This window comes from Amycolatopsis taiwanensis DSM 45107 (genome assembly GCF_000519205.1).
GTDB lineage: Bacteria > Actinomycetota > Actinomycetes > Mycobacteriales > Pseudonocardiaceae > Amycolatopsis_E > Amycolatopsis_E taiwanensis.
Genome location: NZ_JAFB01000005.1, coordinates 170906 through 197282, shown reverse-complemented (window position 1 = coordinate 197282; position 26377 = coordinate 170906). Strand labels below are relative to the sequence as shown.

Genomic DNA, 26377 nt, shown 5'->3' with positions numbered 1-26377 from the left:
GTGTCGTCTGGGGCAACCCCAGACGACACCGCCCCGCCGTCAGAGGAACTCGTGCCGCACGATCGTCTGGTCGCGGCCAGGGCCGACCCCGATCGCGGAGATCCGGGCGCCGCACAGCTCCTCGAGTCGTTCGACGTAGGCCTGCGCGTTGGCCGGCAGCTCCTCGAACCGCCGGCATTCGGAGATGTCCTCCCACCAGCCGGGCATCTCCTCATAGATGGGCAGCGCATGGTGCAGGTCCGTCTGGGTCATGGGCATGTCGTCGGTGCGGAACCCGTCCACCTCGTAGGCCACGCAGACCGGCACCTTCTCCAGGCCGGACAGCACGTCGAGCTTGGTCAGGAAGAAGTCGGTGATGCCGTTGACCCGGGTCGCGTAACGGCCGATGACCGCGTCGAACCAGCCGGTGCGCCGCGACCGTCCGGTGGTGACGCCGAACTCGCCGCCGGTCTTGCGCAGGCGTTCGCCCATCTCGTCGTGCAGTTCGCTGGGGAACGGGCCGGAGCCGACCCGCGTCGTGTAGGCCTTCAGGATGCCCAGCACCGTGGTGATCCGGCCGGGCCCGATGCCCGATCCCACGCTGGCCCCACCCGAGGTCGGGTTCGACGAGGTGACGAACGGGTAGGTGCCGTGGTCCACGTCGAGCAGGGTGCCCTGCGACCCTTCGAGCAGGACGGTCTCGCCACGTTCCAGGGCCTTGTTCAGCTGGAGCCGGGTGTCGGCGATGCGGTGCGCGAACTTCTCACCGGCGGAGAGCACCTCGTCGGCGACCTGGTCCGGGTCGAGCGCCTTGCGGTTGTAGACCTTCACCAGCACCTGGTTCTTGAACTCCAGGGCGGCTTCGACCTTCTGCCGGAAGATCTTCTCGTCCAGCAGGTCCTGCACGCGCACCCCGACCCGGGCGACCTTGTCCTGGTAGCACGGGCCGATGCCGCGGCCGGTGGTGCCGATCTTGCGGCTGCCCAGGTAGCGCTCGGTGACCTTGTCGATGGCCACGTGGTACGGCATGATCAAGTGCGCGTCGGCGGAGATCAGCAACCGCTCGGTGGCCACGCCGCGCTTCTCCAGCCCGTCGAGTTCGGCCAGCAGCACCCCCGGGTCGACCACCACACCGTTGCCGATGACGTTGGTCACGCCGGGCGTGAGAATCCCGGAAGGGATCAGGTGCAGGGCGAAGTTCTCCCCGGTGGGCAGCACGACGGTGTGACCCGCGTTGTTCCCACCTTGGTAGCGGACGACCCAGTGGACGCGGTCGCCGAGCAGGTCGGTGGCCTTGCCCTTGCCCTCGTCACCCCACTGGGCCCCGATCAGCACGATGGCCGGCATGTGAAACTCCAGGTACTCGGCGATTAAGTCTTCGAATGCCGATGCATGAGCGTAACGGAGGGTCTCCTGGTGCGGCGATTGGTGTTGGTTTGTGGTCCGGTTTCCCTGGCGTCGCCGGGGCCGTTCGAACGGGTTTCCGCGCGCCCGGCGAAGGCGGAAATCGACCCGTTGCTGGCCGCGCATCCGGACGTTCCGCTGGTCGTCGCGGGCACCGACGCCGACCTCGCCGCGGTCGTCGTTCGCTTGCTGCGTAAGGGAAAGCTCGCCAGCACGCCGGTGGGTCTGGTGCCCGCCGAGGCGTCCGAGGTGGCCCGGCTGTGGGGCCTGCCGACCGACCACGATCGCGCCCTCGAGGTCGCGTTGAGCGCCGATCCGCAACCGGTCCCGGTGGCGCGGGACGACGCCGGGGGCGTGCTGGTGGGCAAGGGCACGTTCGGTGCGCTGAAGGGCATGGCGTACTGCGACGACACGCTGGCGCTGCGCGGACCGGCCCGGTCGATCGAGGTGTGGCCGGACCGCGAACTCGGGCTGGCGGTGCAGGTCCGCACGGGGCGGTTCAAGCGCGGGGAGACGTTGACCACACGCGCGTTCCAACTCGCCTGCGAGCCCGCCCGTCCGACCAGGGACGGTGTGCCGTACCCGCGGACCGTCGAGCGCTGGACCTGGTACCGACACACGGAGGACCTGCAGTTGATCGGAGCGTCCGGCCAGCAGCACTGATCACTGACTGTTAACCGACTGTCGTCGGTTTCTCACCCAAAAGTATTGGCATGCGCCACATTCGTGGATCAAGGTTGGAAAGTCCCCCACCACTTCCACGAAGGCGGCAACGATGCTCAGACTTCGTACTCCCCGCAGGACATTGACCGTCCTGGGGATCGCGGCCACGCTCACGGTGACCTTGGTCGCCCCCGCGGCCGCAACCCCGCCCGGCATTCCGTCCACGTCCACCGCCCGCTCCGAACTCGCCTCGCTGACCGTCAAGGCCGACGGCTCGATGACGGGCTACTCCCGCGACAAGTTCCCGCACTGGATCGACCAGGGCAACAACTGCAACACCCGCGAGGTCGTGCTCAAGCGCGACGGCACGAACGTCACGACCGGTTCGGACTGCTCCCCGACCTCGGGGAGTTGGCACAGCCCGTACGACGGCGCCACCTGGACCAGTCCATCCGATGTGGACATCGACCACATCGTGCCGCTGGCCGACGCCTGGCGCACCGGCGCGTCGTCCTGGACCACCGCCGAGCGCCAGTCGTTCGCCAACGACCTGAGCGATCCCCAGTTGATCGCCGTGACCGACAACGTCAACCAGGCCAAGGGCGATCAGTCACCCGACACGTGGAAGCCACCGCTCACCAGTTACTGGTGCACGTACGCGGAGATGTGGATCGCGGTCAAGCACAAGTGGGACCTCACCGTCAACAGTGCGGAGAAGTCGGCCCTGAGTTCCATGCTCGACCGCTGCTGAGTGTTTCTCGTGGCGCCCGCCTCGCCAGGCGGGCGCCACGGCTATGGCGCTAGGACAGACCGGTGGCGGCCGGCGCTGCCGGGTCCGAATCGCCGAGGAAGGTCCGGCAGCGCTCGTACTCGTCGGCCTCGCCGATCCGCCCGGCCGCCTTGGCCAGCGCCGCCAGCGACCGCAGGAAACCCTGGTTCGGCCGGTGGTTCCAGGGGACCGGGCCGAAGCCCTTCCACCCGTTGCGGCGCAACTGGTCGAGCCCGCGGTGGTAACCGGTGCGGGCGTAGGCGTAGGCCGCGACGGTCTCTCCTGCCTCGAGCGAGCGTTCGGCCAGCGCTGCCCACGCCTCGCTGAAGTCCGGATGCTCCGCGGCGACCTCGGTGGGGTCGGTGCCGGCGTCCAGCGCGGCCTGCGCGTCCGCGCGCTCGGGCAACCGGGTGGGCTCGGGTTCAAGCAGGTTCGTCATGCCTTGAATCTACGGCGAGGGCGCGCACACTCAAGCTGGGCGGCGCGATCGGCATTTCGTGGAACACCCACGTCGTCAAGCGCGACGAACTGGCCGGCATCCTGAGTAGCCGGCGGAAGTGCTGGCTAGCGCTGGCACAGGCAGACGACCTGCGGGTGATCACCAGCGCCGCCACCCTGGTGGAAGTCATTCATCCGCGCATAAACCGGCCGGCATTCGAGTGGACCGTCTCACGCATCGTGGTTGAGCCGGTCACCGAGCCGATCGCCCGCCAGGCCGCTTCGTTGCTGGCCAAAGCTGGACTCCACGGCCACCAGTACGCGATCGACGCGATGTTGTCCGCTACTGCTCTGGCCGCCGCTGGCCCAGCCACGATACTGACCTCCGATCCCGACGATCTCGTCAAGCTGTGCGGAAGCGCAGCCACCGTCATCAAGATCTAGTTCCGGTCGCCATAACCGGCCGGTTCTAGCTGGTCTTCGTCGTCCTCACGCGGCGCAGCCGCGCATCGAGTGTCTGGGCTCGTGCCCGGTCGTTCCTGCCGGGCACGAGCCAGAGGCGCCCCTACTTGATCTTCGTTCCGGCCGACTTCAGCGCCCGGGCCGCCTCGACGATCCGGTCGGCCATCGAGGCCTCCGCCTTCTTGAGGTAGCTGCGCGGGTCGTAGGTCTTCTTGTTGCCGACCTCGCCGTCGATCTTGAGCACGCCGTCGTAGTTCTTGAAGAAGTGGTCCGCGATGGGCCGCGAGAACGCGTACTGCGTGTCGGTATCGACGTTCATCTTCACCACGCCGTAGGACACCGCCTCGTGGATCTCTTCCAGCAGCGAGCCCGAACCACCGTGGAACACCAGCTCGAACGGCTTGGACCCGGCGGGCAGGCCGAGCCGGTCGGCCACGACCTGCTGACCGCGCTTGAGCACGTCCGGGCGCAGCTTCACCGCGCCGGGCTTGTACGCGCCGTGCACGTTGCCGAAGGTGGCCGCCAGCAGGTACCGGCCCTTCTCGCCGGAGCCCAGCGCCTCCACGGTCTTCAGGAAGTCACCCTCGGCGGTGTAGAGCTTCTCGTTGATCTCGTTCGAGACGCCGTCCTCCTCGCCGCCGACGACGCCGATCTCGACCTCGAGGATGATCTTGGCCTCGGCCGCCCGCCCGAGCAGGTCCGCGGCGATCTTGAGGTTCTCGTCCAGGTCGATCGCCGAGCCGTCCCACATGTGCGACTGGAACAGGGGGTTCTCGCCCCGCTTCACCCGCTCCCGCGAGATCTCCAGCAGCGGGTTGACGAAGCCGTCGAGCTTGTCCTTCGGGCAGTGATCGGTGTGCAGCGCCACGTTGACCGGGTACTTCGCGGCCACCACGTGCGCGAACTCGGCCAGCGCGGCCGCGCCGGTGACCATGTTCTTCACGTGCGTGCCGGACAGGAACTCGGCGCCACCGGTGGACACCTGGATGATGCCGTCACTTTCGGCGTCGGCGAACCCGCGCAGTGCGGCGTTGAGGGTTTCTGACGAGGTCACGTTGATGGCCGGGTAAGCGAACTCGCCTCCCTTGGCCCGGTCGAGCATCTCGGCATAGACCTCGGGGGTGGCGATGGGCATCGTGCGGTCCTCCTACTTAGAGTCTCGTTACTCCCTGAATCGTACGAGGTGGGAGGCCGCGTTGTCGCCGGCGCCAACGCCGGTCACACCGCTGCTCAGGTGCGAGCGCCGGGTGGAGGTGAAGATCAGGTGAGCAGCACGCTCGCGACCGCGCGGTAGGCGGCGAGCGGGTCGTCGCCGAGTGCCTGGACGCAGACGTGGTCCGCGCCGGCTTCGAGATGTTCGTTGAGCCGGGCGGCGATCGATTCGGGGGTACCCCAGGCGACCATCGAGTCGATCAGCCGATCGCTCCCGTCGTCGGCGAAGTCCTCGTCGGTGAAGCCGAGCCGCCGCCAGTTGCTGACATAGTTGCTCAGCTTCAGATACGGAAACTTGATCGTCTCGCGCCCGAGAGCGCGGGCCCGTGCCGGATCGGTGTCGAGCACCACCTTGTGTTCGGGCGCGAGCAACGGGCCGTCTCCGAGCAGTTCGCGGGCCCGGCGGGTGTGCTCGGGCGTGGTCAGGTATGGGTGCGCACCCGCCGTGCGTTCACCGGCGAGCTTGAGCATCTTCGGGCCCAGCGCGGCCAGCGCCCGGTCAGCCACCGGAACCCCGGCCTCGTCGAGCTGGTCGAGGTATTCGACGATCTTGTCGTACGGCTTCCGGTACTCCTTGGCCGCTTCGGGGTGGCCGATGCCCACGCCGAGCAGGAAGCGGCCCGGATGCCTGGCCACGATCCGGTGGTAGGAGGCGCTCACCGTGGCGGCGTCGTCCTTCCAGACGTTCACGATGCCGGTCGCGACCACGACCCGTTCGGTCGCGTCGAGCAGGTTCTCGATCACGTTGAGATTCCCGTCGGGGGAGCTGCCCACCCAGACCGCGCCGTAGCCGAGCTTCTCCACTTCGACGGCGAGTTCCGGGCTGACCGTGCCGCTCCAGATGCCGAGCTTGCCAAGTGCGTTCGCCATGCCCGGATCAACCACCGGCGGCCACACATTAATTCCGGCCGGCGATTAACGTGGCCGTATGATCCACCTTGTGTCGAGCCGCGGCAATCAAGGTGACCCCTTGGCGCGCCTTCTCCGTCCGCTATCGGGGCGGCAGGGCGCCCATCTGGATCGCGTGACCCAGATTTGTAAGGAGCGCCCTGTCGACATGATCGCGGTGGCGCGCAAACTCGCGAAGGAAACAGCATGGTGAAAATCGGTTCCAGTGACCTGGATGTATATCCGTTGAATCTCGGCGGCAACGTGTTCGGCTGGACCGCCGACGAACAGCAGTCGTTTGCCGTGCTCGACGCCTACCGTTCGGCGGGCGGCAACTTCATCGACACGGCCGACGCGTACATGGCCAGGGCCGAGGGCAATTCGGGCGGCGAGTCGGAGACGATCATCGGCGACTGGCTGGCCCGGCGAGGCCGCCGCGACGACGTCGTGATCGCCACCAAGGTCGGCAGCTGGGCACGGCATCCCGGGCTGTCCGCGAAGAACATCCTCGAGGCCGCCGAGGACTCGTTGCGCCGTCTGCGCACCGACCACATCGACCTCTACTACGCGCACCGCGACTACGACGATGTTCCGCTGGAAGAAACCCTCGCTGCCTTCGACGAACTGGTTCGTGCCGGAAAGGTCCGCTATATCGGCGCTTCCAACTACACCGCGGAAAGGCTCGCGGAGGCATTGTCGGTGTCCGATCGGGAGGGCTTCGCGAGGTATGTCGCGTTGCAGCCGCATTACAACCTCATGGAGCGCGAATACGAGCGCGATCTGGCCCCGCTGGTGCAACAGGAAGGCTTGTCCACGCTGCCCTATTTCGGCCTCGCCAGGGGATTTCTGACCGGCAAGTACCGTTCGGCCGACGGCGGTGACGGTAGTCCACGGGCCGCGGGCGCGCTGGCCTACCTAGACGAACGGGGCAAGCGGGTGCTGGCCGCTCTGGACGAGGTCGCCGCCGCGCACCAGAGCACGCCCGCGGCCGTCGCGCTCGCCTGGCTCGCCGCCCGGCCGACGGTGGCCGCCCCGATCGCCAGCGCGCGGAACCTCGAGCAACTCGCCGACCTGCTCGCTTCGGTGGAACTTCGGCTCACCGACGCCGAGATCGCCGCCCTCGACGCCGCCTCCGCCTGATCGGAGTTCGCGGACCTACTGGGCAGTAGCTTCGCGGCCTGAGTAGGAGTAGCGTGCCGATCATGTCCAACGTCGCGGGAAAGGTCGTGCTGATCACCGGCGCTGCGCGTGGCATCGGTGCCGGACTGGCCGAGCGGCTCGCCGCACAGGGCGCCAAGGTGGCCCTGGTGGGGCTCGAGGCCGAGGAACAGCGCAAGGTCGCGGAGCGGATCGGCGGGCGGTCCTGGGAGGCCGACGTGACCGATTGGGCAGCGCTGGAAACGGCGGTGGCCGGCGTCGTCGAGCACTTCGGCGGCATCGACATCGTGGTCGCCAACGCCGGGATCGCGACCGCCGGGTTCGTCCGGTCCATCGACCGGGACGCGTTCGAGAAGGTCATCGAGGTCGACCTGCTCGGCGTCTGGCGGACGTTCCGGGTCGCGCTGCCCCACGTGATCGCCGCCAAGGGGTACCTGCTGGCGATCTCCTCGCTGGCGGCGATCGCCCACGCTCCCGGCATGGCCAACTACGCGGCGGCGAAGGCCGGTGTCGAGGCGTTCTGCAACAGCCTTCGCGCCGAAGTGCGCCACCTCGGCGTGAAGGTCGGGGTGGCGCACCCGACCTGGATCCGCACGGACATGGTGGAAAGCGCCGACGCGCATCCGGTGTTCGGCCGGCTCCGCGACGGGGGGTCGGGCCCCCTCGGCAGGACCTACCCGTTGTCCGTCGCGCTCGACTGCCTGGAGGCCGGCATCCGGCGCCGCGCCCGGGTCATCCACGTGCCGCGGTGGGTCGGCGTGCTCAAGCTGTTCCGGGCGCTGCTGCCCCCGGTCGTCGAGCTCGGCGCCCGATTCCAGGTGCCGCGCGCCGACCGGGCCGTGCTGGAGGACATCGAGGCCCGTGGCGCCCGCGACTCCGCGGTGGTCGGGCACGGCGGCCAGGCGGCTATGGCAGCCAGGCGCCGAGAACAGGCTTGAACTCGCGGATCGTGCGCTCGGCGATCACGCCTTCGACGTGGTACGGATCGTTGTCGACGATCTTGCGCAGCGCTTCTTCGTGCTCGGCCTGGACGATCATGATTCCGCCTTCGTCCTGCCCGACCGGTCCGGCCAGGGCGAGCGTGCCCGCCTCGGCGAGCCTGGCGAGGAATTCGCGGTGCGCGGGCCGCACGGCCTGGAACTTGTCCGGGACGTAACGGATCTCCACGACGAACCAGGCCATCTCCTACCTCCGTGCCTTGAGAGCGTCCCACCACCCGAGCGAGGCGGTGCGATTTGGCTTACCCAGCCTCGGTCCCGAACTATGCGTGGCACGTTACCTATACGCTTGGGCGCGGCGGAAGGAACCAGGACGGGACGGAGCACATGCCTGACGGGAGCGCGGAGCGCAGTGTCGAGCGCACGCTCGGGCATCTGCGCACGATCGACGGATTCGAGCCGGCGCCGACCACGCCGCTGACGTTGGAAGACCTCTACCGCAGGCACCGGATGCGGATGGTCCGGCTGGCGATTCTGCTCGTCGACGAGCCGGCTACCGCGGAGGACGTGGTGCAGGAGGCGTTCACCGGTTTGCACCGGAACTGGAGCAAGCTGCGGGACGCACAGGCGGCCGTGGCCTACCTGCGCACCGCGGTGGTCAACGGTTCCCGCAGCGTGCTGCGCCGTCGAAAGACGGCCCGCGACTATGTGCCGCCCCATGCCGTCAACGCGCGTTCCGCGGAAAGCCTCGCCATGCTCTCGAGCGAACACCAGGCGGTGGTCAACGCGCTGGCCAAACTGCCGCCACGGCAGCGCGAGGTGCTGGTGCTGCGGTACTACGGCGGGCTGTCCGAGGCGGAGATCTCGGAGGCGGCCGGCATTTCCAAGGGCACCGTGAAGTCCACGGCGAGCCGCGCCCTGGAGTCCCTCCAACGTGCGATGACGGGCTAGGGTACGTTTCGAAGTCTGTGTTTCTGCTTGAGGTGGCCACGGGCGCGCGGGCGCCGAAGGCCTCGGATTTGGGGAGGTAGGCCGCCAGCCTGGGAAGGCAAGGGTCATGCGTGGCCACGGCCTGGCTACCCAAATCCGATCGCGCGCTTTGAGGCACAGCCTAGTTGGTATAGACCAATATATGCTGGAGTGCGTGACGGATCTCGTGCTCACCGGTGGCGATCTGGCGCTGCCCGAAGGAGTTGTCAGCGGCGGCTGGCTGACCGTGGCCGACGGGCTGATCTCCGCCGTCGGCACCGGTACGCCCCCGCCCGGTGACCGGTTCGACCTGGCCGGTGCGCTCGTCGTGCCGGGCTTCATCGACACGCACTGCCACGGTGGGGGCGGCGCCTCCTTCTCCAGCACGGACGCCAAGGAGATCCTGCGGGCGATCGCCGCGCACCGCCGCCACGGCACCACCACGATGCTGGCCAGCCTGGTGTCCGAGCCGATCCCGGCGCTGGCCGACCAGGAGGCGGCGCTGAAGGAGCTGGTCGAGGACGGTGAACTGGCCGGGATCCACCTGGAAGGCCCGTTCATCGCGGCGGCCCGATGCGGCGCCCACGACCCGGCGGTGCTGCGCGAACCGGACGCGGTCTCGGTGGATGCGCTGTTGCGGGCCGGCTGTGGTGCGATCCGCATGGTCACCCTGGCCCCGGAGCTCGCCGGCGGGGTCCGGGCGGTCCGCCAGCTGGTCGACGCCGGGGTGATCGCGGCGATCGGGCACACCGACGGCACCGAGGAGCTCATCCGCCCGGCGATCGACGCGGGGGCCACGGTCGCCACCCACCTGTTCAACGGGATGCGCCCGCTGCACCACCGCGAGCCCGGTCCGATCGGGGTGCTGCTCGACGACGAGCGCGTCACCGTGGAGCTCATCTGTGACCTGGTCCACGTCCATCCGACCGTGCTGCGCCTGGCCGCCAGGCACGCCGGGCGCCGCCGCACGGTGCTGGTCACCGACGCGATGTCGGCCACCGACGCCGCGGACGGCCGGTACCGGCTGGGCACGCTCCAGGTGGACGTGCACGACGGCGTCGCCACGCTCGCGGACACCGGATCGCTCGCGGGCAGCACGCTGACCATGGACGTGGCGTTCCGCAACCTGGTCCGCGCCGTCGGGATGAGCGTTCCGGACGCGGTGCGCGCGACTTCCGGCCGTCCAGCCGAGCTGCTCGGCATCGCCGGCCGCACCGGCTCGCTGCGCCCCGGCCTCGCCGCCGACCTGGTCGTCCTGGACGGCGACCTGCGGGTCGACCGGGTGCTCCGCGGCGGCGAATGGATCGTGTGACCGGCAGGACATCGCTCATCCGGGACTGGACGCCACCACGGCTATTCTGTTCCTCGTGACCGAGGCCCAGGACTCCGAGCGGCTGCTGGCCGACGCCCTGCGCGCCCAGGCGAGGAGCGCACCGCCGGCAGTGCCGCCCGAGGGCACGGCCCCCAGAACCCGCCCGGGGGAGAACTCCGCCGTTCCCGCGCCGGCAGTGCCGCCGCAATACGGGTTGCTCTCCGGCCCCGACGCGGGCTCCCTGGAACGGGAACGCGCGGCGCTGGAGACACCGGGCGCGGCGTTGCCCGCGCGGTCGAAACCGGCTTCCGGCCCGCTGCGCGCGTACTGGATCCTGCTGCTCGCCGTGCTGCTCGGGTTGCTGACGGGAGCGGTCGTCGGCATCGTCACGCTGATTTGACCGACCTGACTGCCGGTGGCATAACTGGGCCGCCGAAGCAACACAGCGTTAGCCTGTACCGTTTGACGGCGTGATGCTCGCCGCCACCACGACCACGCTGGCCCTGATGCCGCAGTGGTTCAACCCCGAGTACCTGCTGACCAAGTTCGGTGCGTACGTGATCATCGGGTTGTGCCTGGTCATCTTCATCGAAAGCAGTATCTTCCCGGTGCTGCCGGGTGACTCGCTGCTGTTCACCGCCGGCCTGTTCGTGGCACAGGGATCGATCCAAACGCCCTTGTGGCTGGTCTGCCTCGTGGTGACGCTGGCCGCACTGCTGGGCAACGTGGTCGGGTACTTCCTCGGCTACAAGGTGGGGCCCGCGCTGTTCCGGCGGCCCGATTCGCGGTTCTTCAAACAGGAGTACGTGGACAAGACCCACGCGTTCCTGGAAAAGCACGGCCCGAAGGCGGTCGTGCTCGCGCGGTTCGTGCCGTTCGTGCGGACCTTCATCACCTGGATCGCCGGCGTCGGCCGGATGGACCCCAGGAAGTACTTCACCTACACGGTGATCGGCGGCATCGCCTGGGCCGCGGGCATCACCGCGCTCGGGCACCTGCTCGGCAACATCCCGTTCATCAGGACCAACATCGAGGCGATCTTCATCCTGATCGTCCTGGTCTCGGTCATTCCCCTGGTGGTCGAGTGGGCACGCAACCGGCGCAACCGGTCTCGCGAGGCCGAGTCCTCGGCCGAGGTCACGCAGCAGATCCCCCGCGTCCCGCGCGACGACCGCTGACCGCACCTCGTCCGCCCCTGCGTACATGAGTGACCCGTTTCGACAGTAACGAGTCACTCATGCCGAACACGTCCGCGTGTCCCCGCTCCAGACACGCGTGTCCCCGCCCCAGGCACGCGAGTTCTCGGTTCAGGCGTCCGAGTTCCCGGTTCCGGCGTCCGAGTTCTCGGTTCCGGAGCAGGTGATCAGGCTGGGGAGAACATCGATCCCGGGTTGAACAGGTTGTCCGGGTCGAGGGCCTGCTTGATCTGGCGGTGGACCCGCAACCCCACCGGGCCGATCTCGCGCGCGAGCCAGTCCCGCTTGATCTTGCCGACGCCGTGTTCACCGGTCACGGTGCCGCCGAGGGACAGCCCGACCTCGAGGATGGCGTCGAACGCCCGGCGAGCCCGGGCGAACTCGTCCGCCGAGTCGGGCGCGTAGACGATCGTCGGGTGCATGTTGCCGTCGCCGGCGTGCCCGACCACCGCGATCCGCAGGCCGACCTCCTCGCTGATCCGCTCGCAACCCGCGATCAGCTCCGCGATCCGGGTCCGCGGCACGCACACGTCGTCGGTCAGCCAGACGCCGTACTGCTCGAGGGCGGTGAGCACCACCCGCCGTGCCTGGAGCAGCATCTTGCCTTCCGTGAGGTCCTCGGTCGCGTACGTCATGGTGGACCCACAGTCGAGGCAGATCTGTTCCAGCGCGGCCAGTTCCCGCTGCGCCAGCTCGCCACCGGCATCGGACTGGCACAGCAGCAGGGCCTGGCAGTCGGATCCGGCGCCGAGGTCGGTGTTGAGATAGGACTCGGCGGCCTTGATCGAACTGGCATCCATGATCTCCATGAGGGACGGCACCAGCCCCTCCCGGACCACCCGGGACACCGCCTCGCCGGCCGCCTCGGTGCGGTCGAACCCGGCGACCAGCGTGCCGGGCGCCTGTGGCAGCGGGCGCAGCGAGACGGTCGCTTCGGTGATCACGCCCAGCGTGCCCTCGCTGCCGACGAACAGTTTCGCCAGGTCGTAGCCGGCGACCCCCTTCACCGTGCGCCGCCCGGTCCGCAGCACCGAACCATCCGCGAGCACGACTTCCAGGCCGAGTACGGCGTCGGTGGTGACGCCGTACTTCACGCAGCACATCCCGCCGGAGTTGGTCGACAGATTGCCGCCGATGGTGCACCAGTCGTAGCTGGCCGGGTCCGGTGGGTAGAACAGGCCGTGCTTTTCCACGGCGTTGCGGAAGTCGAGGTTGACCACGCCCGGCTGGACGACCGCGAGCCGGTTGGCCGGGTCGATCTCCAGGATGCGGTCGAACTTGGTCATCACCAGCACGACACAGCCGTCGATCGCGTTCGCCGCACCGGACAGCCCGCTGCCCGCGCCGCGCGGCACGATCGGCACCTTCGCCTCGGCGCATGCGCGCACCGTCGCCTGCACGCCGTCTACGTCCGAGGGCAGCACCACCGCCAGCGGTCGCCCGGCCTCGGCCAACGGCATCATGTCGCGGGAGTAGCTGTCGGTGACGTCGGAATCGGTGATTACTGCGGCGTTGCCGAGTGCTTCGCGGAGCTTGGTCAGCAGTGCTTCGTTGCCCATGCGCACATCGTAGATGCGAAAAGATCCGCACTGCGGAACAGTTTTTCCGCGAGTAGCCCTATTGCTACTGGATCACGCCGATCACGCGCTCGACCCGCAGCCGCAGCACCAGCCGCTCGTCGTTGACCATGGCGGCGCGGTACTCGTCCCAGTCGGGGTGTTCGCCGCGGATCTTCCGGTACAGGTCGACGAGTTCCTCGACGGCTTCGTCGTGCGGATCCTTCGCGACCGCGGAGAGTTCTGCCGTGCCTTCGGCCACCGCATAGGACCAGCCGTCCGCGGTGCTCACGTGGAAGTTCGCACGCGGGTCGCGGCGGAGGTTGCGGGTCTTGGCGCGCCCATCGGTGAGAGACACCAGGATCGTGCCGGCTTCGGTGTCGTAGCAGTGATTGACGTTGGACAGTTGCGGCCGCCCGTCACGCTTGATGGTGGCGAGTACGCCGAAGGGGCGGGTGCGGATGAGCTCGTGGAGCGCGGTTTCGGTCATGACCGGAAATTGTCGTACCCCCGAAATACCGTGTGGACGCCGCCTGGAGCCCTGGCCGGGGCTCCGGGAAAACCGCTTGCATACGACAACTAAAGTGTTTTGAGACACACAGCGTGATAACTGACTGGCGCGGCGACCCCATCTGGGTGCATCCTTGCTTCAGGCAACTAGTTGCACTCACCAAGTAAGACATCCGTACCGGGAAAGAGTGATGCGCCATGGCGCCTTCCCTTCGTGAAGAGGGCATCACGACCACCGCGCTCGACGTCGCCGACGAGCTCGGGGTCCAGCTCGTGCGGCTGATGCGGATGGTCCACAAGGGCAGGTCGATGGCGGCCAAGCAGGGTCCGGACGGCATCGAACGGTCCGCCTACTCGATCCTGCTCTGCCTCATCCATGACGGCCCGCAGCGCACGAGCAAGCTCGCCGACGCGCTGCACGCCGAGATCTCCACGATCAGCCGGCAGAGCGGCTCCCTGGTGCAGCACGGCCTCGTGGAGCGCCTGGCCGACCCGGAGGACGGCCGCGCCTGCTTGCTCGCACCGACCAGGGAGGGGCTACGCGTTTTCGAGGAGAACCGCAAGCTGCGCAACAAGTGGCTGGCCACCGTGATGGCCGACTGGCCGGAGGAGGACCGGCGAACGCTCAACCACCTCCTGGATCGACTCAATTCGGACATTCAGGAAAACACTCCACAAATGGCTGACCAGAACAAGGGGCTTTGAGATATGACGAGTTCCACCCGACAACCGTCGGTGTCCCAGGGGGGTGCAGTGGCCGCGCACGAGGTCAGACTGAGTCACCGCCAAATCCTGACCATCCTGAGCGGGCTGTTGCTGGGCATGTTCCTGGCCGCGCTCGACCAGAACATCGTCAGCGTGGCGATCGTCAAGATCGCCAACAGCCTGAACGGGTTCAGCGAGCAGGCCTGGGCGACCACCGCTTACCTGATCACGGCGACGATCGCGACTCCGCTCTACGGCAAACTGTCGGACATCTACGGGCGGAAGCCGTTCTTCCTCACCGCGATCTCCCTGTTCGTGATCGGTTCGGCCGCGTGTACCTTCGCGACCTCCATGTATGAGCTGGCCGCGTTCCGCGCCTTCCAGGGCCTGGGCGCCGGTGGGCTGATGTCCCTGGCGATGACCATCATCGGCGACATCGTGCCGCCGCGGGAGCGAGTCCGCTACCAGGGCTACTTCATGATGGTCTTCGGCGTCTCGACGGTGCTGGGCCCGGTGCTGGGTGGCCTGTTCTCGGACATCGACAAGCTGGGCGGCATCGAGGGCTGGCGCTGGATCTTCCTGATCAACGTGCCGATCGGCGTCATCGCGCTGTTCGTGGTCGGCAAGGTGCTCAACGTGCCGCATCAGCGCCAGGACCACCGCGTCGACTGGTTCGGTGCGGCCGCGCTGGCCATCGCTGTGGTGCCGCTGCTGCTCGTCGCCGAGCAGGGCCGTAGCTGGGGCTGGGCTTCTACGCATTCGGTGATCTGCTACGGGGTCGCGGCCGTGGGCGTCATCCTCTTCCTCTTCATCGAATACGTGATGAAGGACGAGGCGCTGATCCCGCTGCGGCTGTTCAAGAACTCCACGTTCAGCCTGGTCATCCTGGGCGGCACGATCGTCGGTCTGGCCATGTTCGGCGGTCTTTCCATGATTCCGCTGTACTTCCAGGTCGTTCGTGAGTACACGCCGACCCAGGCCGGCCTGCTGATGTTGCCGCTGGTGATCGGCATCATGATCGGGTCGCAGATCTCCGGCCGGGTCACCGCCAAGACCGGCCGGTACAAGATCCTGCCGGTGATCGGCACCTTGGTGATCGCGATCGGCACGGTGCTCTTCGCGCAGATCCACTTCGACAGCCCGATGTGGCAGCCGGAGGTGTTCGCGATGGTGATCGGCTTCGGCCTGGGTTGCTGTATGCAGACCCTGATCATCGCCGCGCAGAACGCGGGTCCGCGCCGCGACATGGGTGTCTCCACCGCATCGGCCACGTTCTTCCGGCAGATGGGCGGCACCCTGGGGGTGGCGGTGTTCCTGACCATCCTGTTCAACCTGCTGCCGAACAAGATCACCGACGCGTTCGGCGGGCACCTGCCCCCCGGGTTCAGTGGTGACAAGCTGACCGACCTGCAGGCGAACACCACCGGTATCGGCAGCCTGCCGGACCAGGTCAAGGTGCCGATCCTCACCGGGTTCACCAACTCCATGCACGGCGTGTTCTATGTCGCGGCCGGGGTGGCGCTGTTGGCCTGCCTGGTGCTGATGTTCATGAAGGAGATCCCGTTGAAGGGCGGCCCGGCGCCCGCGGCTCCGGCCGAGGGCGGCGAGTTGCCGCTGACCACCGACGATGCCGCCGCGAAGGCGCTGGACGCCGTCACCGAGGAGGTTTCCGAGCCCGAGCCGGCGCTTGTGGGGGCCGGTGCCGGACGGCACGCGAAGAGCTTCGAGAACGGGCACGGTGAGCTTCAGGCCGCGGTGCAGACCGCACCTTTCACCGCCTCCTCCGCCGAACTCGGCAGCCCGGTGCAGACTCCGGGCCTGCCGATCAGCGGCTACATCCGGCGCCAGGACGGCAGCTCGGTCGGTGGCGCGGCACTGACCCTGATCGACCAGCGCGGCCGGCAGGCGGCGCGGGCGACCGGCGGTCCCGACGGTGGCTACACCGTTCCAGCGCCCGGCGCGGGCACCTACGTGCTGATCGTGTCGGCGGGCGGGCACCAGCCGCAGGCCGCGAGTGTGGTCGTCGGAAGCGCTCCGGCGCGGCTCGACGTCACGCTGGTCGGCTCGGGCGGACTCGCCGGTGTGGTCCGGGTCGCGGGGCAGGGCACGCCGCTGCCCGGCGCGACGGTGACGTTGACGGATTCGCGCGGTGAGGTCACCGGCGCTTCCAGCACCGGCAGCGACGGTAGCTACTCGTTCGCCAGCGTTGGCGCCGGCGAGTACACCCTGGTGGCCAGCGCCGAGCGGATGCGCCCGGTGGCGATCATGCTGACCCTGCCCGACAGCGGCCTGATCAACCAGGATCTGGAGCTGACCCAGGCGGTCGTGCTCTCCGGGACCGCACGGACCGATGGCGACCGGGTGGTGCCGGACGCGCGCATCACCGTGCTCGACGCCGAGGGCAACGTGGCCGCGGTGACCCGGACCGACGCCGACGGCCGGTACCTGGTGAGCGACCTGCCCGAAGGGGACTACACGATCGTGGCGAGCGGATACCCGCCGGCCACGAGCCAGGTCTCCGTCGGCGGTGGCGAAGCCGCACACGATGTCCGCCTAGGGTACGAGCAGGTGCTCGAGGAGCTTTCGGAAAACCTATGAGTGGTCTCAACGCGAAGATCAGAAATGCCGAGGGCTGGGCAGTCGAAAACGCCGTCCTGACGGTGACGGACATGAGCGGCCAGCAGGTCGCTCGTGCCGTCGCCGACGCCACCGGCGCGGTGACCACGGAGCCGCTGGCTCCGGGCGTCTACACCGCGGTGCTCACCGCCGCCGGCTACTCGCCGGTGGCCAGGACGGCCCAGATCGGGTCGGACGGCGTCGGTTCTCTCGGCGAGATTCCGCTGGCCCCGGCGGCGGGCGCGCTCGAGTTGCCCCCGCCCGGCCCGTGGGTGATCGACCCGGCGCACTCGACCGTGGTGGCCACCGCCCGCCATCTCGGCATCGCCAGCGTCAAGGCGAGGTTCAGTGAGGTCAGCGGCCGGATCATGATCGAGCGGCCGGTGGAGAGGTCCTCGGTACAGGCGACGATCCAGGCGGCCGGGATCGACACCGGGGTCAAGATGCGGGACGACCACCTGCGCTCGCCGGACTTCCTGGATGTCGAGTTGTACCCGACGATCGCGTTCGAGAGCACGGGGCTGCGTCAGCGGGGCGCGGACACCTGGACGCTGTCCGGGGAACTGACCCTGCACGGCCAGCGCCGTCCGGTGGATCTCGACCTGACCTACAGCGGTTACGGGCCGGATCCGTGGGGCGGCGTGCGCGTGGCCTTCCACGCCGAAACCCAGTTGCACCGCAAGGAGTTCGCGATCAACTACAACGCGATGGTGCGGGCCGGGATCGCCGCGGTCGGTACCACGGTCAAGATCGAACTGGACATCGAAGCCGTTCAGGGCGAGTCGCTGCCCGAACTTTAGGGCCAACCGGGGCCGCCTTGCCGGTTTCACCCGGCAAGGCGGCCCTTGCCTGATCCAAGCGGGGCTTTGCGCAACGTCCGGATAACTCGCACGTCAAAGCAGACAGCTGGGGCGGGTGACCTTCTAACCTGTGCCCAGGTGCCACAGCGACCTGAGACGGAAGGCGGCGGATGAGGACCTTGACGGCGCTGCTGACCGGCTTCGAGGAGCACAAGGCCGCCCGCTTCCGGGGTCTGGTGGTCGGCCAGTTGGTGCGGGCGGCGCGCAGCGATCCGGAACCGGGCCTGCTGCACCTGTTCCTGCTGCCGCCGGCGCCGGGGAAGACCCGGTTCGCCCTCTACGAGACCGCCCAGCCGCTCAACCTCGAGGTTCCGGTCCCCGAAGCGATCCGGCAGGTGCTGGAGACGCTGCACTCTTCCGCCGGCGACCCGCGTCGCGTGCCGGGCGGGGACCAGCGGTGGCGCAGCGTCGACGTCGCCCGGCAAGGGCTCTACCTCGGCAGCGGTGCGCGGTTCGCCGGTATCGTCCCGGGCCGGACCGGCACCACGATCGCGCGGCTGGTGGACCAGACCGCGCTCTACGTCAGCCTCGACACCCACCGTCGGCCGGTCGCGCTGCACGCCTCACAACCGATGATCTTCAACGATGTGCCGGTTGCCGCCATCGACAACATCCCGGTCGCCAAGGAACCACCGTTCGCGCTCATCGATACCGTTGTGGGCTTCTTGCGATAAAGGTGCCCCACGAGGCTGTCGCTGCGTTGCCTGGCGGTTACTCCAGTGCGGATAACAGGTGGTCAGAGACCGCTCAATTTCACGAATCTTCGCGGCCGTCGATAACGGATGCGGCAAATCCACCAATCGGATGAGTGCGGCCGGCCCGCTGCACGTAGGCTTCCGGCCTGTGAGTGTCGTTTCCGCCGCGCCCGAAGCCCTGGGAACGGGCTGGCTGAACGCGGCCGGCCCGCTGTTGGTTTGGGTGATCGTACTCAGCTTCGTGTTCATCGAATGCGCGCTGATCGTCGGCCTTTTCCTGCCCGGCGACTCGTTGCTGTTCGCCGCCGGGGTGGTGCTCGCCTCGCACGGCGCGCACTTCAACGCGTGGTTGCTTTCGCTGGCCGCGCTGCTGGTCGCCGTGATCGGGAACCAGGTCGGCTACTACATCGGCCGGCAGACCGGCACGCATATCGTGGCCCGGCGTGGTGGGAAGGTGCTCACCCGGGAGCACCTGGAACGGGCCCGGAACTTCCTGGACCGCAGGGGCTTCTTCGCCATTGTCGCCGCCCGCTGGATTCCGTGGGTGCGCACGCTGGCGCCGCTCATCGCGGGTGCCGCCCGGATGGACCCGCGGCGCTTCCTGCTCGCCACCACGCTCGGCGGCGTGCTCTGGGTGCCTTCACTGGTGCTGCTCGGCTACTACGGTGCCGGCCTGCTGGATGCCTTCCCGTGGGTGAAGACGTTGACCGTCTGGCTGTCCGTCGCGTTCTTCGTGGCCGGTACCGTCTTCGGAATCGTCCGGTACGTCCGGGAGATCCGCCGCCCGATCGACGACGAAGAGTCCGACCCCGAACTCAACGCCGTCTGAAGCTCAGGCCGGCAGGCCCGACCAGACCTCGAGCTGGATCCCGTCCGGGTCGCAGAACACCACCACCGAAGCGCCGGGCACGGTGCGTGAGGCGGTCGCGGGGGTGTAGGTCACGCTGTAGTCCGCCAGCCGCCGTTCCCATTCCTTGAGCGCGGCGTACGAGTCGACCTTGAACGCGATGTGATCCAGGCCGGTTCGCCGCCCGTCGAAGGCACCGCGCTCGGTGTCCGGGTGCTGCACCAGGACCACGTAGAATTCGTCGCCGGGTGCCCTGAGGTAGACCTTGCGGATCCCGGTCTCGGGGTCCTCACGGCGGGTGGTTTCCGCGAGGTCCAGCACTCGCTCGTACCACGGGACACTGCGGTCCACATCGGTCACGGTCAGTGCCAGGTGATACAGATTCGTCAGCTTCGACATCGGCTGGTCCGACCCTTCCAGTAGCCCCTGCGGCCAGGCTACCGATCCGTCGTCGCGCCAAGTGCCGGCAGGAACTTCCAGCCCTGGGGGCAATTCCGGTGGCAAGATCAGTCGTGCGAAGGCCGGGCGGCAGGAGACCGGCCGAGCGTGGACACGCACGGGAGAAGCGGTGAGCGACGGCGTGGCGGGTGGTGGTGTGCTGCGGCGGATCATGCGCGGCCGGGACCCAAGTGAGGCGCACCGGGTGTCCACTCCGCTGGAGTTGCTGTTCGACCTGTGCTTCGTGGTCGCGGTGGCTCAGGCCGCCGGACAGTGGCACCACGCGCTCGCCGACGGGCGCGTGCTCGCCGGGCTGGTCGGGTACGCGTCGGTGTTCTTCGCGATCTGGTGGGCGTGGATGAACTTCACCTGGTTCGCCTCCGCCTACGACACCGACGACGTTCCTTACCGGCTGCTCACCCTGGTGCAGATGGGCGGGGTACTGGTGCTCGCCGCCGGGGTTCCGGCCGCGTTCTCGCACGGCGACTTCACCATCGTCGTCGTGGGCTACGTGATCATGCGGCTGGCGCTGGTGTCCCAGTGGTTGCGCGCCGCCATCGAACACGTCGAGGGGCGCCCGACGGCCCTGCGCTACGCCGCCGGGATCACCGTCGTGCAGTTCGGGTGGATCGCCCGCTTGTGGGCGCCCGGCGTGTGGGCGTACGTGACCTTCCTGGTGCTGGTGGCAGCCGAGTTGGCCGTGCCGCTCTGGGCGGAGTACCGGGGCCACCCGACGAGCTGGCATCCCGGCCACATCACCGATCGGTACGGGGCGTTCACCATCATCGTGCTCGGCGAGGTCGTGCTGGCGACCTTCACCGGCGTGCAGGACGCGCTCAGCGAACCCGGTGAAACTCCTTCGGTGTTGATCACCGCCGCGGGCGGGCTGTTACTGGTGTTCGCCGTGTGGTGGATCTACCTCACCGGCGCCGAGGCGCGCCTGGTCGGCCTGCGCACCGCCCTGCTCTGGGGCTACGGCCATTACGTCGTGTTCGCCGCCGTCGCCGCGCTCGGAGCGGGCCTGGGCGCCGCCATCGACACCCTCGGTCACCACAGCCACCTGGGTGTTCGCGTGGCCGCGCTGGCGGTGGCCGTCCCCTTGGTGGTCTCGCTGGTCGTGTTCGCCGGGCTGCACCGCGTGGCGGGCACCGGTGCCGTGGGTCATCCCCTGCTCGTGGTGGCGGGAGTGGTGATCGTGCTCGGCATCGCGGTCGGCGCGCCGGGCCTCGGACTGGGGCTCGCCGTGCTCACGATGGGTCTGGCGGTTGCCGCCACGCTCGCTGCCAACCTGGCCGTCACCCGGCACCGCGGCCGTTCCCCGGACGCACAGTGAGATCCCCGGACACTCGGTGAGGCCGCACAACACTTAGTGAGTCCCCACGACCCTCATTGAGCCCTTACGGCACTCGTTGAGTTCGACGACACCCGTGAGTCCACAACCTGTGGACAACTCGCGAATCCATCCACAGTTTGTGGACAACTCATCGACCGCCGTTGACCTGCAAGATCGCGCCGACCGTGAAGGACGCCGCGGGTGAAAGCATCCACACCACCGCCTCGGCGATTTCCTGGGGCCGGCCCGCCCGGCCGAGCGGAACGCCGGGGCCGAGCTGCTGCGCTCGGTCGGGCACGCCCGCGGTGGCATGGAAGTCGCTGTCCACGAGCCCGGGTGATACTCCGTTCACCCGGATGCCTTCCCGCGCGACCTCCTGCGCCAGCCCGTAGGTCAGCGTGTCCACGGCCGCCTTGCTGGCCGCGTAATGCACCCATTCCCCCGGTGAACCACGGCCGGCGGCGCTCGACGAGACGTTCACGATCGCGCCGCCTGTGCCGCCGTAGCGGGTGGACATCCGCAGCACCGCCTCCCGGCAGCACAGGAACACGCCGGTCACGTTGACGTCCAGCACCCGCCGGACGGTCTCCACGTCCTGCTCGTCCAGCCGGGCCGGCCGATTGCCGCTGATGCCCGCGTTGTTGACCAACGCCGTCAGCGGTCCGAGGTCCTCGGCCGCGTCGAAGAGGTGCTTGACGTCGCTCTCATTGGACACGTCACCACGGACGGTCCGCGCCTGGCGGCCCCGCCGCCGGACCTGCTCGGCGATCTGCTCGGCGGCCTCGGCGTCGTGCGCGTAATTGACCACGACGTCGTGCCCGTGCGCCGCGGCCAGCGTGCAGATCGCCGCGCCGATGCCCCGGCTGCCGCCGGTGACCACGAGCGTCATATCTGGAAGTTTGCCAGCGGAAGCCGGTCGAGGACGAGGTCGGCGCGCTGCGCGGTGGACGCGATCAGGTCGGCGTTGCGCTGGTCGCTGCCGAGCGCGCGCCGCCGGGCGTCCACCAGCGATCGCCCGTACCGCCGGTGCCGGGTGACCAGTCGCTCGATCCGGTTCTGCTCGTCGGGGGCGAGAAACCACGCCTCGTCGAGCAGCCCGCGCACGTCGCGCCACGGATCGGAGTCCAGCAGCAGGTAGTTTCCCTCGGTGATCACCAGCGGGACCTCCGGCGGTACCGGCACCGCGCCCGCGATCGGCTCCTCGATCTCGCGCCGGAACTCCGGCGCGTAGACGGTTTCCTTCCCGTCCTTGAGGCGACGCAAAAGGTGTACGTAGCCGTAGGCGTCGAAGGTGTCCGGCGCGCCCTTGCGTTCCATCCGGCCGAGCCGCCGCAGTTCCGCCTGCGCGAGGTGGAACCCGTCCATGCCGACCACCACGGCCCGGTCACCGAGCTTGCCGGCCAGCCCGCGCGCGAGCGTGGTCTTGCCCGCCGCCGGCGAACCGACGACGCCGAGCACGGTCCGCTCGCCGCGCGCCGCCAGCGCTTCCGCCCTGGCCAGCAACTCCTCGAATGTCATCGCGTTCCCTTCGGTGTTTTCTGCGGGGTTGCACCCAGACCCCCGCACGTCACCCATCCTCACCCGCCGCGCGGGCGGAAGTCGCCAGTTCCCTGATCGAGTCGAGCCAGGACCGTGGCCCCACATGCCGCACCCGTTCCGCGGCGACCTCGTTGGCGAACCGGATCAGCTCCGGCAGTTCGAGGTTCCCCGTGCCGTACGCGAGCGCGCCATGCCAGACGTCGCCCGCGCCCAGGGTGTCCCGGGCGCCGGTCCGGGGCACCGGCACCGCACCGGAGGCCTCGGCGGTCCACCAGCGCACCGGATCGGGACCAGCCGTGACGATCACGGTCGGCACGCCCCGGTCGCGCAGGCCGGGGCCCGGCGGCCGGAAGTGTGCCGAGCACGCCGCCGTGTCCACCAGCGGCAGCAGGTCGTCCAGCACCGGTTTCCAGCTTCCGGCATCGAGCACCACGGGAATCCGGCGATCCCGCGCCCAACCCGCGACCGCCAGCGCGAGTTCCGGGTGATGCCCGTCCACCAGCACCGCGCTCACGCAAGTCCCGGTGCCAAGGTAATCCTCGGGCCTCGGCCGGGGTATGGAGACGTTGCCGGCATTACGCGAAACCACCGTTCGTTCGCCGTCGCGATCTCGCACGGCGACGGCGGAAATGGCCGGCGCGACCTGGGATTCCGGGGCCACGTCGACGACTTCCACGCCGCAGGCCGCGAGATCGGCACGGGCCAGTTCGGCGAGCGGATGCGCGCCCAGGGCGGTCAGCAGGAGCGGTGAGCCGCCCAGCGCCGCGACCGTGACCGCCGCGTTCGTCGCCGGGCCGCCCGCCGCCACGTCGACGGACAGCGACTGCACCTTCTCGCTGGGCCCGGGCAGCTCGGCGACCCGCTGCACGACGTCGACCGTGCACAACCCCGCGAGCACCACCCGCCGGCTCACGCTCGTTCCTCCGCGAGTTGGTCGCCTTGCTTGCCGCGGTTCGACGCGATACGCCTCATGCCGAAAGTCCCGTGTGGATCGCCGACTCGACCTCCTCCACCGTGCCATCCTCACCCATCCGCAGCGCGCCGGTGATCAACCCGACCACCTGGTTCATGCTCGTGGTTTCCGGCGACACCACGGCCACTCGCCGCCCCAGCCGGTGCACGTGGATGCGGTCGGCGATCTCGAAGACGTGTGGCATGTTGTGGCTGATCAGCACGACGGGCAGCCCGCGCTGCCGGATGCGGTCGATGAGTTCCAGCACCTTGCCGGACTCGGCGACGCCGAGCGCCGCGGTCGGCTCGTCCATGATCACCGCCTTGGTGCCGAAGGCCGCCGCCCGCGCGACCGCGACGCCCTGGCGCTGCCCGCCGGAGAGCGTCTCCACCGGCTGGCCGATCGACTTGACCTTGATGTCCAGTTCGTCCAGCACCCGCTGGGCTTCGGCGCGCATCTTCGCCGAGTCCAGCTTGCGGATCAGGCCGAGCGGGCCGCGGCGCCGGATTTCCCGGCCGAGGAACATGTTGGCGGCGATGTCCTGCGCGGGAGCGAGCGCCAGATCCTGGTACACGGTCTCGATCCCGCAGCGCCGCGCGTCCAGCGGCGAACGGAAGCGCACCGGCTCGCCGTCCACCCGGATCTCGCCGGCCTCCGGGACCAGGGCGCCGGACAGCGCCTTGATCATGCTGGACTTGCCGGCCCCGTTGTCGCCGACCACGGCGAGCACTTCGCCGGGGTAGAGGTCGAAATCGGCGCCGTCGAGGGCGGTCACCCGGCCGTAGCGCTTCACCAGGCCGCGTGCGGAGAGGGTCGGTGTCGTCGTCATCGTGTCCTCCTGGCCAACCGGTCCACAGCCACCGCGGCGATCACCAGCGCACCGGTCGCCACGTCCTGGTAGAGCGAGTCCACACCCAGCTGGGTGAGTCCGGACCGCAGCACGGTCACGATCAGCGCGCCCATCATCGTGCCGAGCACCGAGCCGCGACCGCCGAACAGGCTCGTCCCGCCCAGCACCACGGCGGTGATCGAGTCCAGGTTGCCGAGTTGATAGGCGTTCGGGTCGGCGTTGGGCACCCGGCCCAGCGCCAGCCACGCGGCGATGCCGAAGATCAGCCCGGCCACCAGGTAGGCCGAGACGACGGTCCGGTTGACCTTGATCCCGGACAGGCGGGCCGACTCCGGCGCGTTGCCGACGGCGTAGACGTGCTTTCCCCACCCGGTCTGCGTGAGCGCGTACCACATGACCAGGTACATCACCAGCGCGAGCGTCATGCCGTAGGTGATGGGGATGCCGCCGAACAGGTAGCGGCGGGTGCCGAGCCAGGTGAGCAGCCCGTCGGGCACCGGCACCGCCTGGCCGCCGGCGACCAGCTTTCCGGCCGCGGTGAGCATGGTCAGCATGCCGAGCGTGACGATGAACGGCGGCAGCTTGATCCGGGTCACCAGCGATCCGGTGACCAGCCCGAGGGCCCCGGTCGCTGCCACGCCGAGGACCAGTGCCAGTACCGCGGGCGTGCCGGAGGTCAGCAGCTTCGCCATCAGCAGCGTGGACAGCACCATCGCCGCCGCGTTGGACAGATCGATGCCGGCGGTGAGGATGATCAGCGTCTGCCCGAGGGCGAGGGTGCCCACCACCAGTGACTGCTCGACCACCAGGGACAGGTTGTCCAGTTGCAGAAAGGTGCTGGTGGACACCGAGAACACGATGATCGCGACGACCAGCGCGAGCGCCGGCCCGGCCGCGGGAGCACGCAGGAAGAAATCGCCGATGCCTTCCCGGCCCTCGGTTTTCTTTGTGGCGGTCAGCGTGGTCACTTGTTCCCCCAGCAGTTCTGCAGGCCCCAGTCGGTGTTCTGGCTCGGCACGCCGGGCATCGGCTTGTCGGTGATCACGACGGACCCGGTGTCGATGAAGCCGCTGGGCTTCTTCTGAGTCCGGGCGTATTCGACGGCCGCGGTCACGCCCTGCTCGGCCATCTTGCGCGGGAACTGCATGACGGTGGCCTGGTACAACCCGTCCCGCACGTTCGCCACACCCTGGCAGCCGCCGTCGATCGAACCCATGACGACCTGGCCGGCCAGCCCGCGCGCCTGCAATGCCGCGTATGCACCGCGCCCGGTGGGTTCGTTCATCGTGTAGACGGCGTTGATGTCGGTCGAGCGCTGGAGGAGGTTCTCCATCTTCTGCTGCGCGATGCTCTGGTCGCCGTTGGCGTTGTCCCGGCCGGCGATCTCGGGCGCGCCGTCGGCAAGCCCGATGCCTTGCAGGAAACCGTTGTGGCGGTAGGTGTCCACGGTGCTGCCCGCGGTCCCGTCGATCATGATGAGCTTCGGCGGAATCCCGCCGAGCGCGGCCTTGACGTAGGCGCCCTGCTCGCGTCCGGCCGCGACGTTGTCCGTGGCGTAGGTGGCGTCCACCGCGCTTTCCGGGTCCGTCGCGGTGTCGAGCGCGATCACCAGGACGCCGGCCTTGCGGGCCCGGTCAATCGCGGCGAGCACGCCGGTCGACGAGTTGGGCGTGATCAGGATCGTGTTCACGCCCTGCTGGACCATGTTCTCGATCGCCTTGACCTGGCCGTCGTTGTCGCCGTCGAACTGGCCAGCGAGCGCGACGAAGTCGGCCCCTTGAGCCTTGGCGGCGGCACCGGCCGCATTGCGCAGTTCGACGAAGTACGGGTTGGTCTCGGTCTTGGTGACCAGACCGACGCTGGCGCGGCCGCTGCCAGCAGTGTTCGAGCTGCCACCCCAGTAGCGCTGGACGGTACAACCACTCGCGGTGACCGCTAAGGCTAGGAGTAGGCAAACCAAACTGCGTTGTCGCACGGAAACCTCCCCATCGAGGCATAACGCTTGCTGGTGCGGACGTTAAATCGGCCTATGCTCGAGGGGCAAGCGTTTGCGCAAACGCTTGCCAAGAGCCCGTTGGTGGATGGGTG

At 68.8% G+C, this 26377-nt stretch carries 29 protein-coding genes; 15 read left to right on the top strand and 14 right to left on the bottom strand.

The features are described from left to right. Positions 1-39: 39 nt before the first annotated feature. Positions 40-1326, bottom strand: coding sequence for an adenylosuccinate synthase (locus tag A3CU_RS0105805; RefSeq protein WP_027941473.1), 1287 nt, complete (start codon positions 1324-1326; stop codon positions 40-42). Positions 1327-1371: 45 nt separating this feature from the next. On the opposite strand from A3CU_RS0105805, the gene A3CU_RS0105800 reads away from it, so the two are divergent. Together A3CU_RS0105800 and A3CU_RS0105795 are read left to right on the top strand one after the other, a co-directional pair. After that, positions 1372-2046, top strand: coding sequence for a hypothetical protein (locus tag A3CU_RS0105800; protein WP_043840653.1), 675 nt, complete (start codon positions 1372-1374; stop codon positions 2044-2046). Between the two features lie 112 nt (positions 2047-2158). After that, positions 2159-2797, top strand: coding sequence for an HNH endonuclease family protein (locus tag A3CU_RS0105795; protein ID WP_052371477.1), 639 nt, complete (start codon positions 2159-2161; stop codon positions 2795-2797). 49 nt (positions 2798-2846) lie between these two features. Here A3CU_RS0105795 and A3CU_RS0105790 read toward each other — a convergent pair whose 3' ends face one another. After that, complete coding sequence (locus tag A3CU_RS0105790) at positions 2847-3254, bottom strand: DUF3151 domain-containing protein (RefSeq protein ID WP_027941470.1); 408 nt, start codon at positions 3252-3254, stop codon at positions 2847-2849. 155 nt (positions 3255-3409) lie between these two features. On the opposite strand from A3CU_RS0105790, the gene A3CU_RS0105785 reads away from it, so the two are divergent. Next, positions 3410-3697, top strand: coding sequence for a hypothetical protein (locus A3CU_RS0105785; protein WP_245616886.1), 288 nt, complete (start codon positions 3410-3412; stop codon positions 3695-3697). Between the two features lie 121 nt (positions 3698-3818). On the opposite strand, the gene fbaA is transcribed toward A3CU_RS0105785, so the two are convergent. Continuing rightward, a complete protein-coding gene (gene fbaA / locus A3CU_RS0105780) occupies positions 3819-4850 on the bottom strand; it encodes a class II fructose-bisphosphate aldolase (protein WP_027941468.1) in 1032 nt (343 codons plus the stop codon). 125 nt (positions 4851-4975) lie between these two features. Beyond that, positions 4976-5797 (bottom strand): LLM class F420-dependent oxidoreductase, encoded by an 822-nt coding sequence (locus A3CU_RS0105775; protein ID WP_027941467.1) that lies wholly within the window; start codon positions 5795-5797, stop codon positions 4976-4978. A 225-nt stretch (positions 5798-6022) separates the two neighbouring features. On the opposite strand from A3CU_RS0105775, the gene A3CU_RS0105770 reads away from it, so the two are divergent. Together A3CU_RS0105770 and A3CU_RS0105765 are read left to right on the top strand one after the other, a co-directional pair. Then, entirely contained in the window at positions 6023-6955 is a 933-nt protein-coding gene (locus A3CU_RS0105770) for an aldo/keto reductase (protein WP_027941466.1), read from the top strand. Positions 6956-7017: 62 nt separating this feature from the next. After that, positions 7018-7911 carry a short-chain dehydrogenase/reductase gene (locus A3CU_RS0105765; protein WP_027941465.1) on the top strand — a complete coding sequence of 298 codons (894 nt, stop codon included), beginning with the start codon at positions 7018-7020 and terminating at the stop codon, positions 7909-7911. Here the strand turns inward: A3CU_RS0105765 and A3CU_RS0105760 are convergent. Then, entirely contained in the window at positions 7880-8155 is a 276-nt protein-coding gene (locus A3CU_RS0105760) for a YciI family protein (RefSeq protein ID WP_027941464.1), read from the bottom strand. The two genes, A3CU_RS0105765 and A3CU_RS0105760, sit on opposite strands and share 32 nt — an antisense overlap. A 143-nt stretch (positions 8156-8298) precedes the next feature. On the opposite strand from A3CU_RS0105760, the gene A3CU_RS0105755 reads away from it, so the two are divergent. The 4 genes from A3CU_RS0105755 to A3CU_RS0105740 all read left to right on the top strand — a co-directional run bounded on the left by A3CU_RS0105755 (position 8299) and on the right by A3CU_RS0105740 (position 11370). Then, positions 8299-8862, top strand: coding sequence for a SigE family RNA polymerase sigma factor (locus A3CU_RS0105755; RefSeq protein ID WP_027941463.1), 564 nt, complete (start codon positions 8299-8301; stop codon positions 8860-8862). Positions 8863-9043: 181 nt separating this feature from the next. Beyond that, positions 9044-10192 (top strand): N-acetylglucosamine-6-phosphate deacetylase, encoded by a 1149-nt coding sequence (gene nagA, locus A3CU_RS0105750; protein ID WP_156960249.1) that lies wholly within the window; start codon positions 9044-9046, stop codon positions 10190-10192. Positions 10193-10247: 55 nt separating this feature from the next. Next, positions 10248-10592 carry a hypothetical protein gene (locus tag A3CU_RS0105745; RefSeq protein ID WP_027941461.1) on the top strand — a complete coding sequence of 115 codons (345 nt, stop codon included), beginning with the start codon at positions 10248-10250 and terminating at the stop codon, positions 10590-10592. 73 nt (positions 10593-10665) lie between these two features. Further along, positions 10666-11370 carry a DedA family protein gene (locus tag A3CU_RS0105740; RefSeq protein WP_043840700.1) on the top strand — a complete coding sequence of 235 codons (705 nt, stop codon included), beginning with the start codon at positions 10666-10668 and terminating at the stop codon, positions 11368-11370. A gap of 185 nt (positions 11371-11555) precedes the next feature. Here A3CU_RS0105740 and A3CU_RS0105735 read toward each other — a convergent pair whose 3' ends face one another. Together A3CU_RS0105735 and A3CU_RS0105730 are read right to left on the bottom strand one after the other, a co-directional pair. Then, positions 11556-12947, bottom strand: coding sequence for an FAD-binding oxidoreductase (locus A3CU_RS0105735; RefSeq protein ID WP_027941459.1), 1392 nt, complete (start codon positions 12945-12947; stop codon positions 11556-11558). Positions 12948-13011: 64 nt separating this feature from the next. Then, positions 13012-13434, bottom strand: a complete 423-nt coding sequence (locus tag A3CU_RS0105730) for a PPOX class F420-dependent oxidoreductase (protein WP_027941458.1) — start codon at positions 13432-13434, stop codon at positions 13012-13014. Between the two features lie 218 nt (positions 13435-13652). Between A3CU_RS0105730 and A3CU_RS0105725 the strand changes: the two genes are divergently transcribed. From A3CU_RS0105725 to A3CU_RS0105705, 5 genes are all read left to right on the top strand, one after another. Further along, entirely contained in the window at positions 13653-14159 is a 507-nt protein-coding gene (locus tag A3CU_RS0105725; protein ID WP_027941457.1) for a MarR family winged helix-turn-helix transcriptional regulator, read from the top strand. Between the two features lie 3 nt (positions 14160-14162). Further along, entirely contained in the window at positions 14163-16757 is a 2595-nt protein-coding gene (locus A3CU_RS0105720) for an MFS transporter (protein ID WP_027941456.1), read from the top strand. Next, positions 16754-17575: a YceI family protein gene (locus A3CU_RS0105715; RefSeq protein ID WP_027941455.1), complete on the top strand. Its 822-nt coding sequence runs from the start codon at positions 16754-16756 to the stop codon at positions 17573-17575. The genes A3CU_RS0105720 and A3CU_RS0105715 overlap by 4 nt, the downstream gene beginning before the upstream one ends. A gap of 170 nt (positions 17576-17745) precedes the next feature. Further along, complete coding sequence (locus tag A3CU_RS0105710; protein WP_027941454.1) at positions 17746-18309, top strand: hypothetical protein; 564 nt, start codon at positions 17746-17748, stop codon at positions 18307-18309. 169 nt (positions 18310-18478) lie between these two features. Next, on the top strand, positions 18479-19159 hold the full coding sequence (locus A3CU_RS0105705) for a DedA family protein (protein ID WP_027941453.1): 681 nt from the start codon (positions 18479-18481) through the stop codon (positions 19157-19159). A gap of 3 nt (positions 19160-19162) precedes the next feature. On the opposite strand, the gene A3CU_RS0105700 is transcribed toward A3CU_RS0105705, so the two are convergent. Continuing rightward, the gene (locus A3CU_RS0105700; protein WP_027941452.1) at positions 19163-19576 is read right to left on the bottom strand and encodes a VOC family protein; all 414 of its coding nucleotides are present in this window, start codon (positions 19574-19576) and stop codon (positions 19163-19165) included. A 169-nt stretch (positions 19577-19745) separates the two neighbouring features. Here A3CU_RS0105700 and A3CU_RS0105695 point away from each other — a divergent pair, with 169 nt between their 5' ends. Beyond that, complete coding sequence (locus A3CU_RS0105695; protein ID WP_245616885.1) at positions 19746-20948, top strand: low temperature requirement protein A; 1203 nt, start codon at positions 19746-19748, stop codon at positions 20946-20948. Between the two features lie 148 nt (positions 20949-21096). On the opposite strand, the gene A3CU_RS0105690 is transcribed toward A3CU_RS0105695, so the two are convergent. From A3CU_RS0105690 to A3CU_RS0105665, 6 genes are all read right to left on the bottom strand, one after another. Continuing rightward, entirely contained in the window at positions 21097-21837 is a 741-nt protein-coding gene (locus A3CU_RS0105690; RefSeq protein ID WP_027941450.1) for an SDR family oxidoreductase, read from the bottom strand. Beyond that, complete coding sequence (locus A3CU_RS0105685) at positions 21834-22466, bottom strand: nucleoside/nucleotide kinase family protein (RefSeq protein WP_027941449.1); 633 nt, start codon at positions 22464-22466, stop codon at positions 21834-21836. Before A3CU_RS0105685 ends, A3CU_RS0105690 begins: the two co-directional genes overlap by 4 nt. Positions 22467-22515: 49 nt before the next feature. After that, positions 22516-23388 (bottom strand): PfkB family carbohydrate kinase, encoded by an 873-nt coding sequence (locus A3CU_RS0105680; RefSeq protein ID WP_027941448.1) that lies wholly within the window; start codon positions 23386-23388, stop codon positions 22516-22518. Positions 23389-23455: 67 nt separating this feature from the next. After that, on the bottom strand, positions 23456-24268 hold the full coding sequence (locus tag A3CU_RS0105675; protein WP_027941447.1) for an ATP-binding cassette domain-containing protein: 813 nt from the start codon (positions 24266-24268) through the stop codon (positions 23456-23458). After that, the gene (locus A3CU_RS0105670) at positions 24265-25257 is read right to left on the bottom strand and encodes an ABC transporter permease (RefSeq protein WP_027941446.1); all 993 of its coding nucleotides are present in this window, start codon (positions 25255-25257) and stop codon (positions 24265-24267) included. The genes A3CU_RS0105675 and A3CU_RS0105670 overlap by 4 nt, the downstream gene beginning before the upstream one ends. Next, entirely contained in the window at positions 25254-26264 is a 1011-nt protein-coding gene (locus A3CU_RS0105665) for a substrate-binding domain-containing protein (RefSeq protein ID WP_027941445.1), read from the bottom strand. The genes A3CU_RS0105670 and A3CU_RS0105665 overlap by 4 nt, the downstream gene beginning before the upstream one ends. Between the last annotated feature and the right edge of the window lie 113 nt (positions 26265-26377).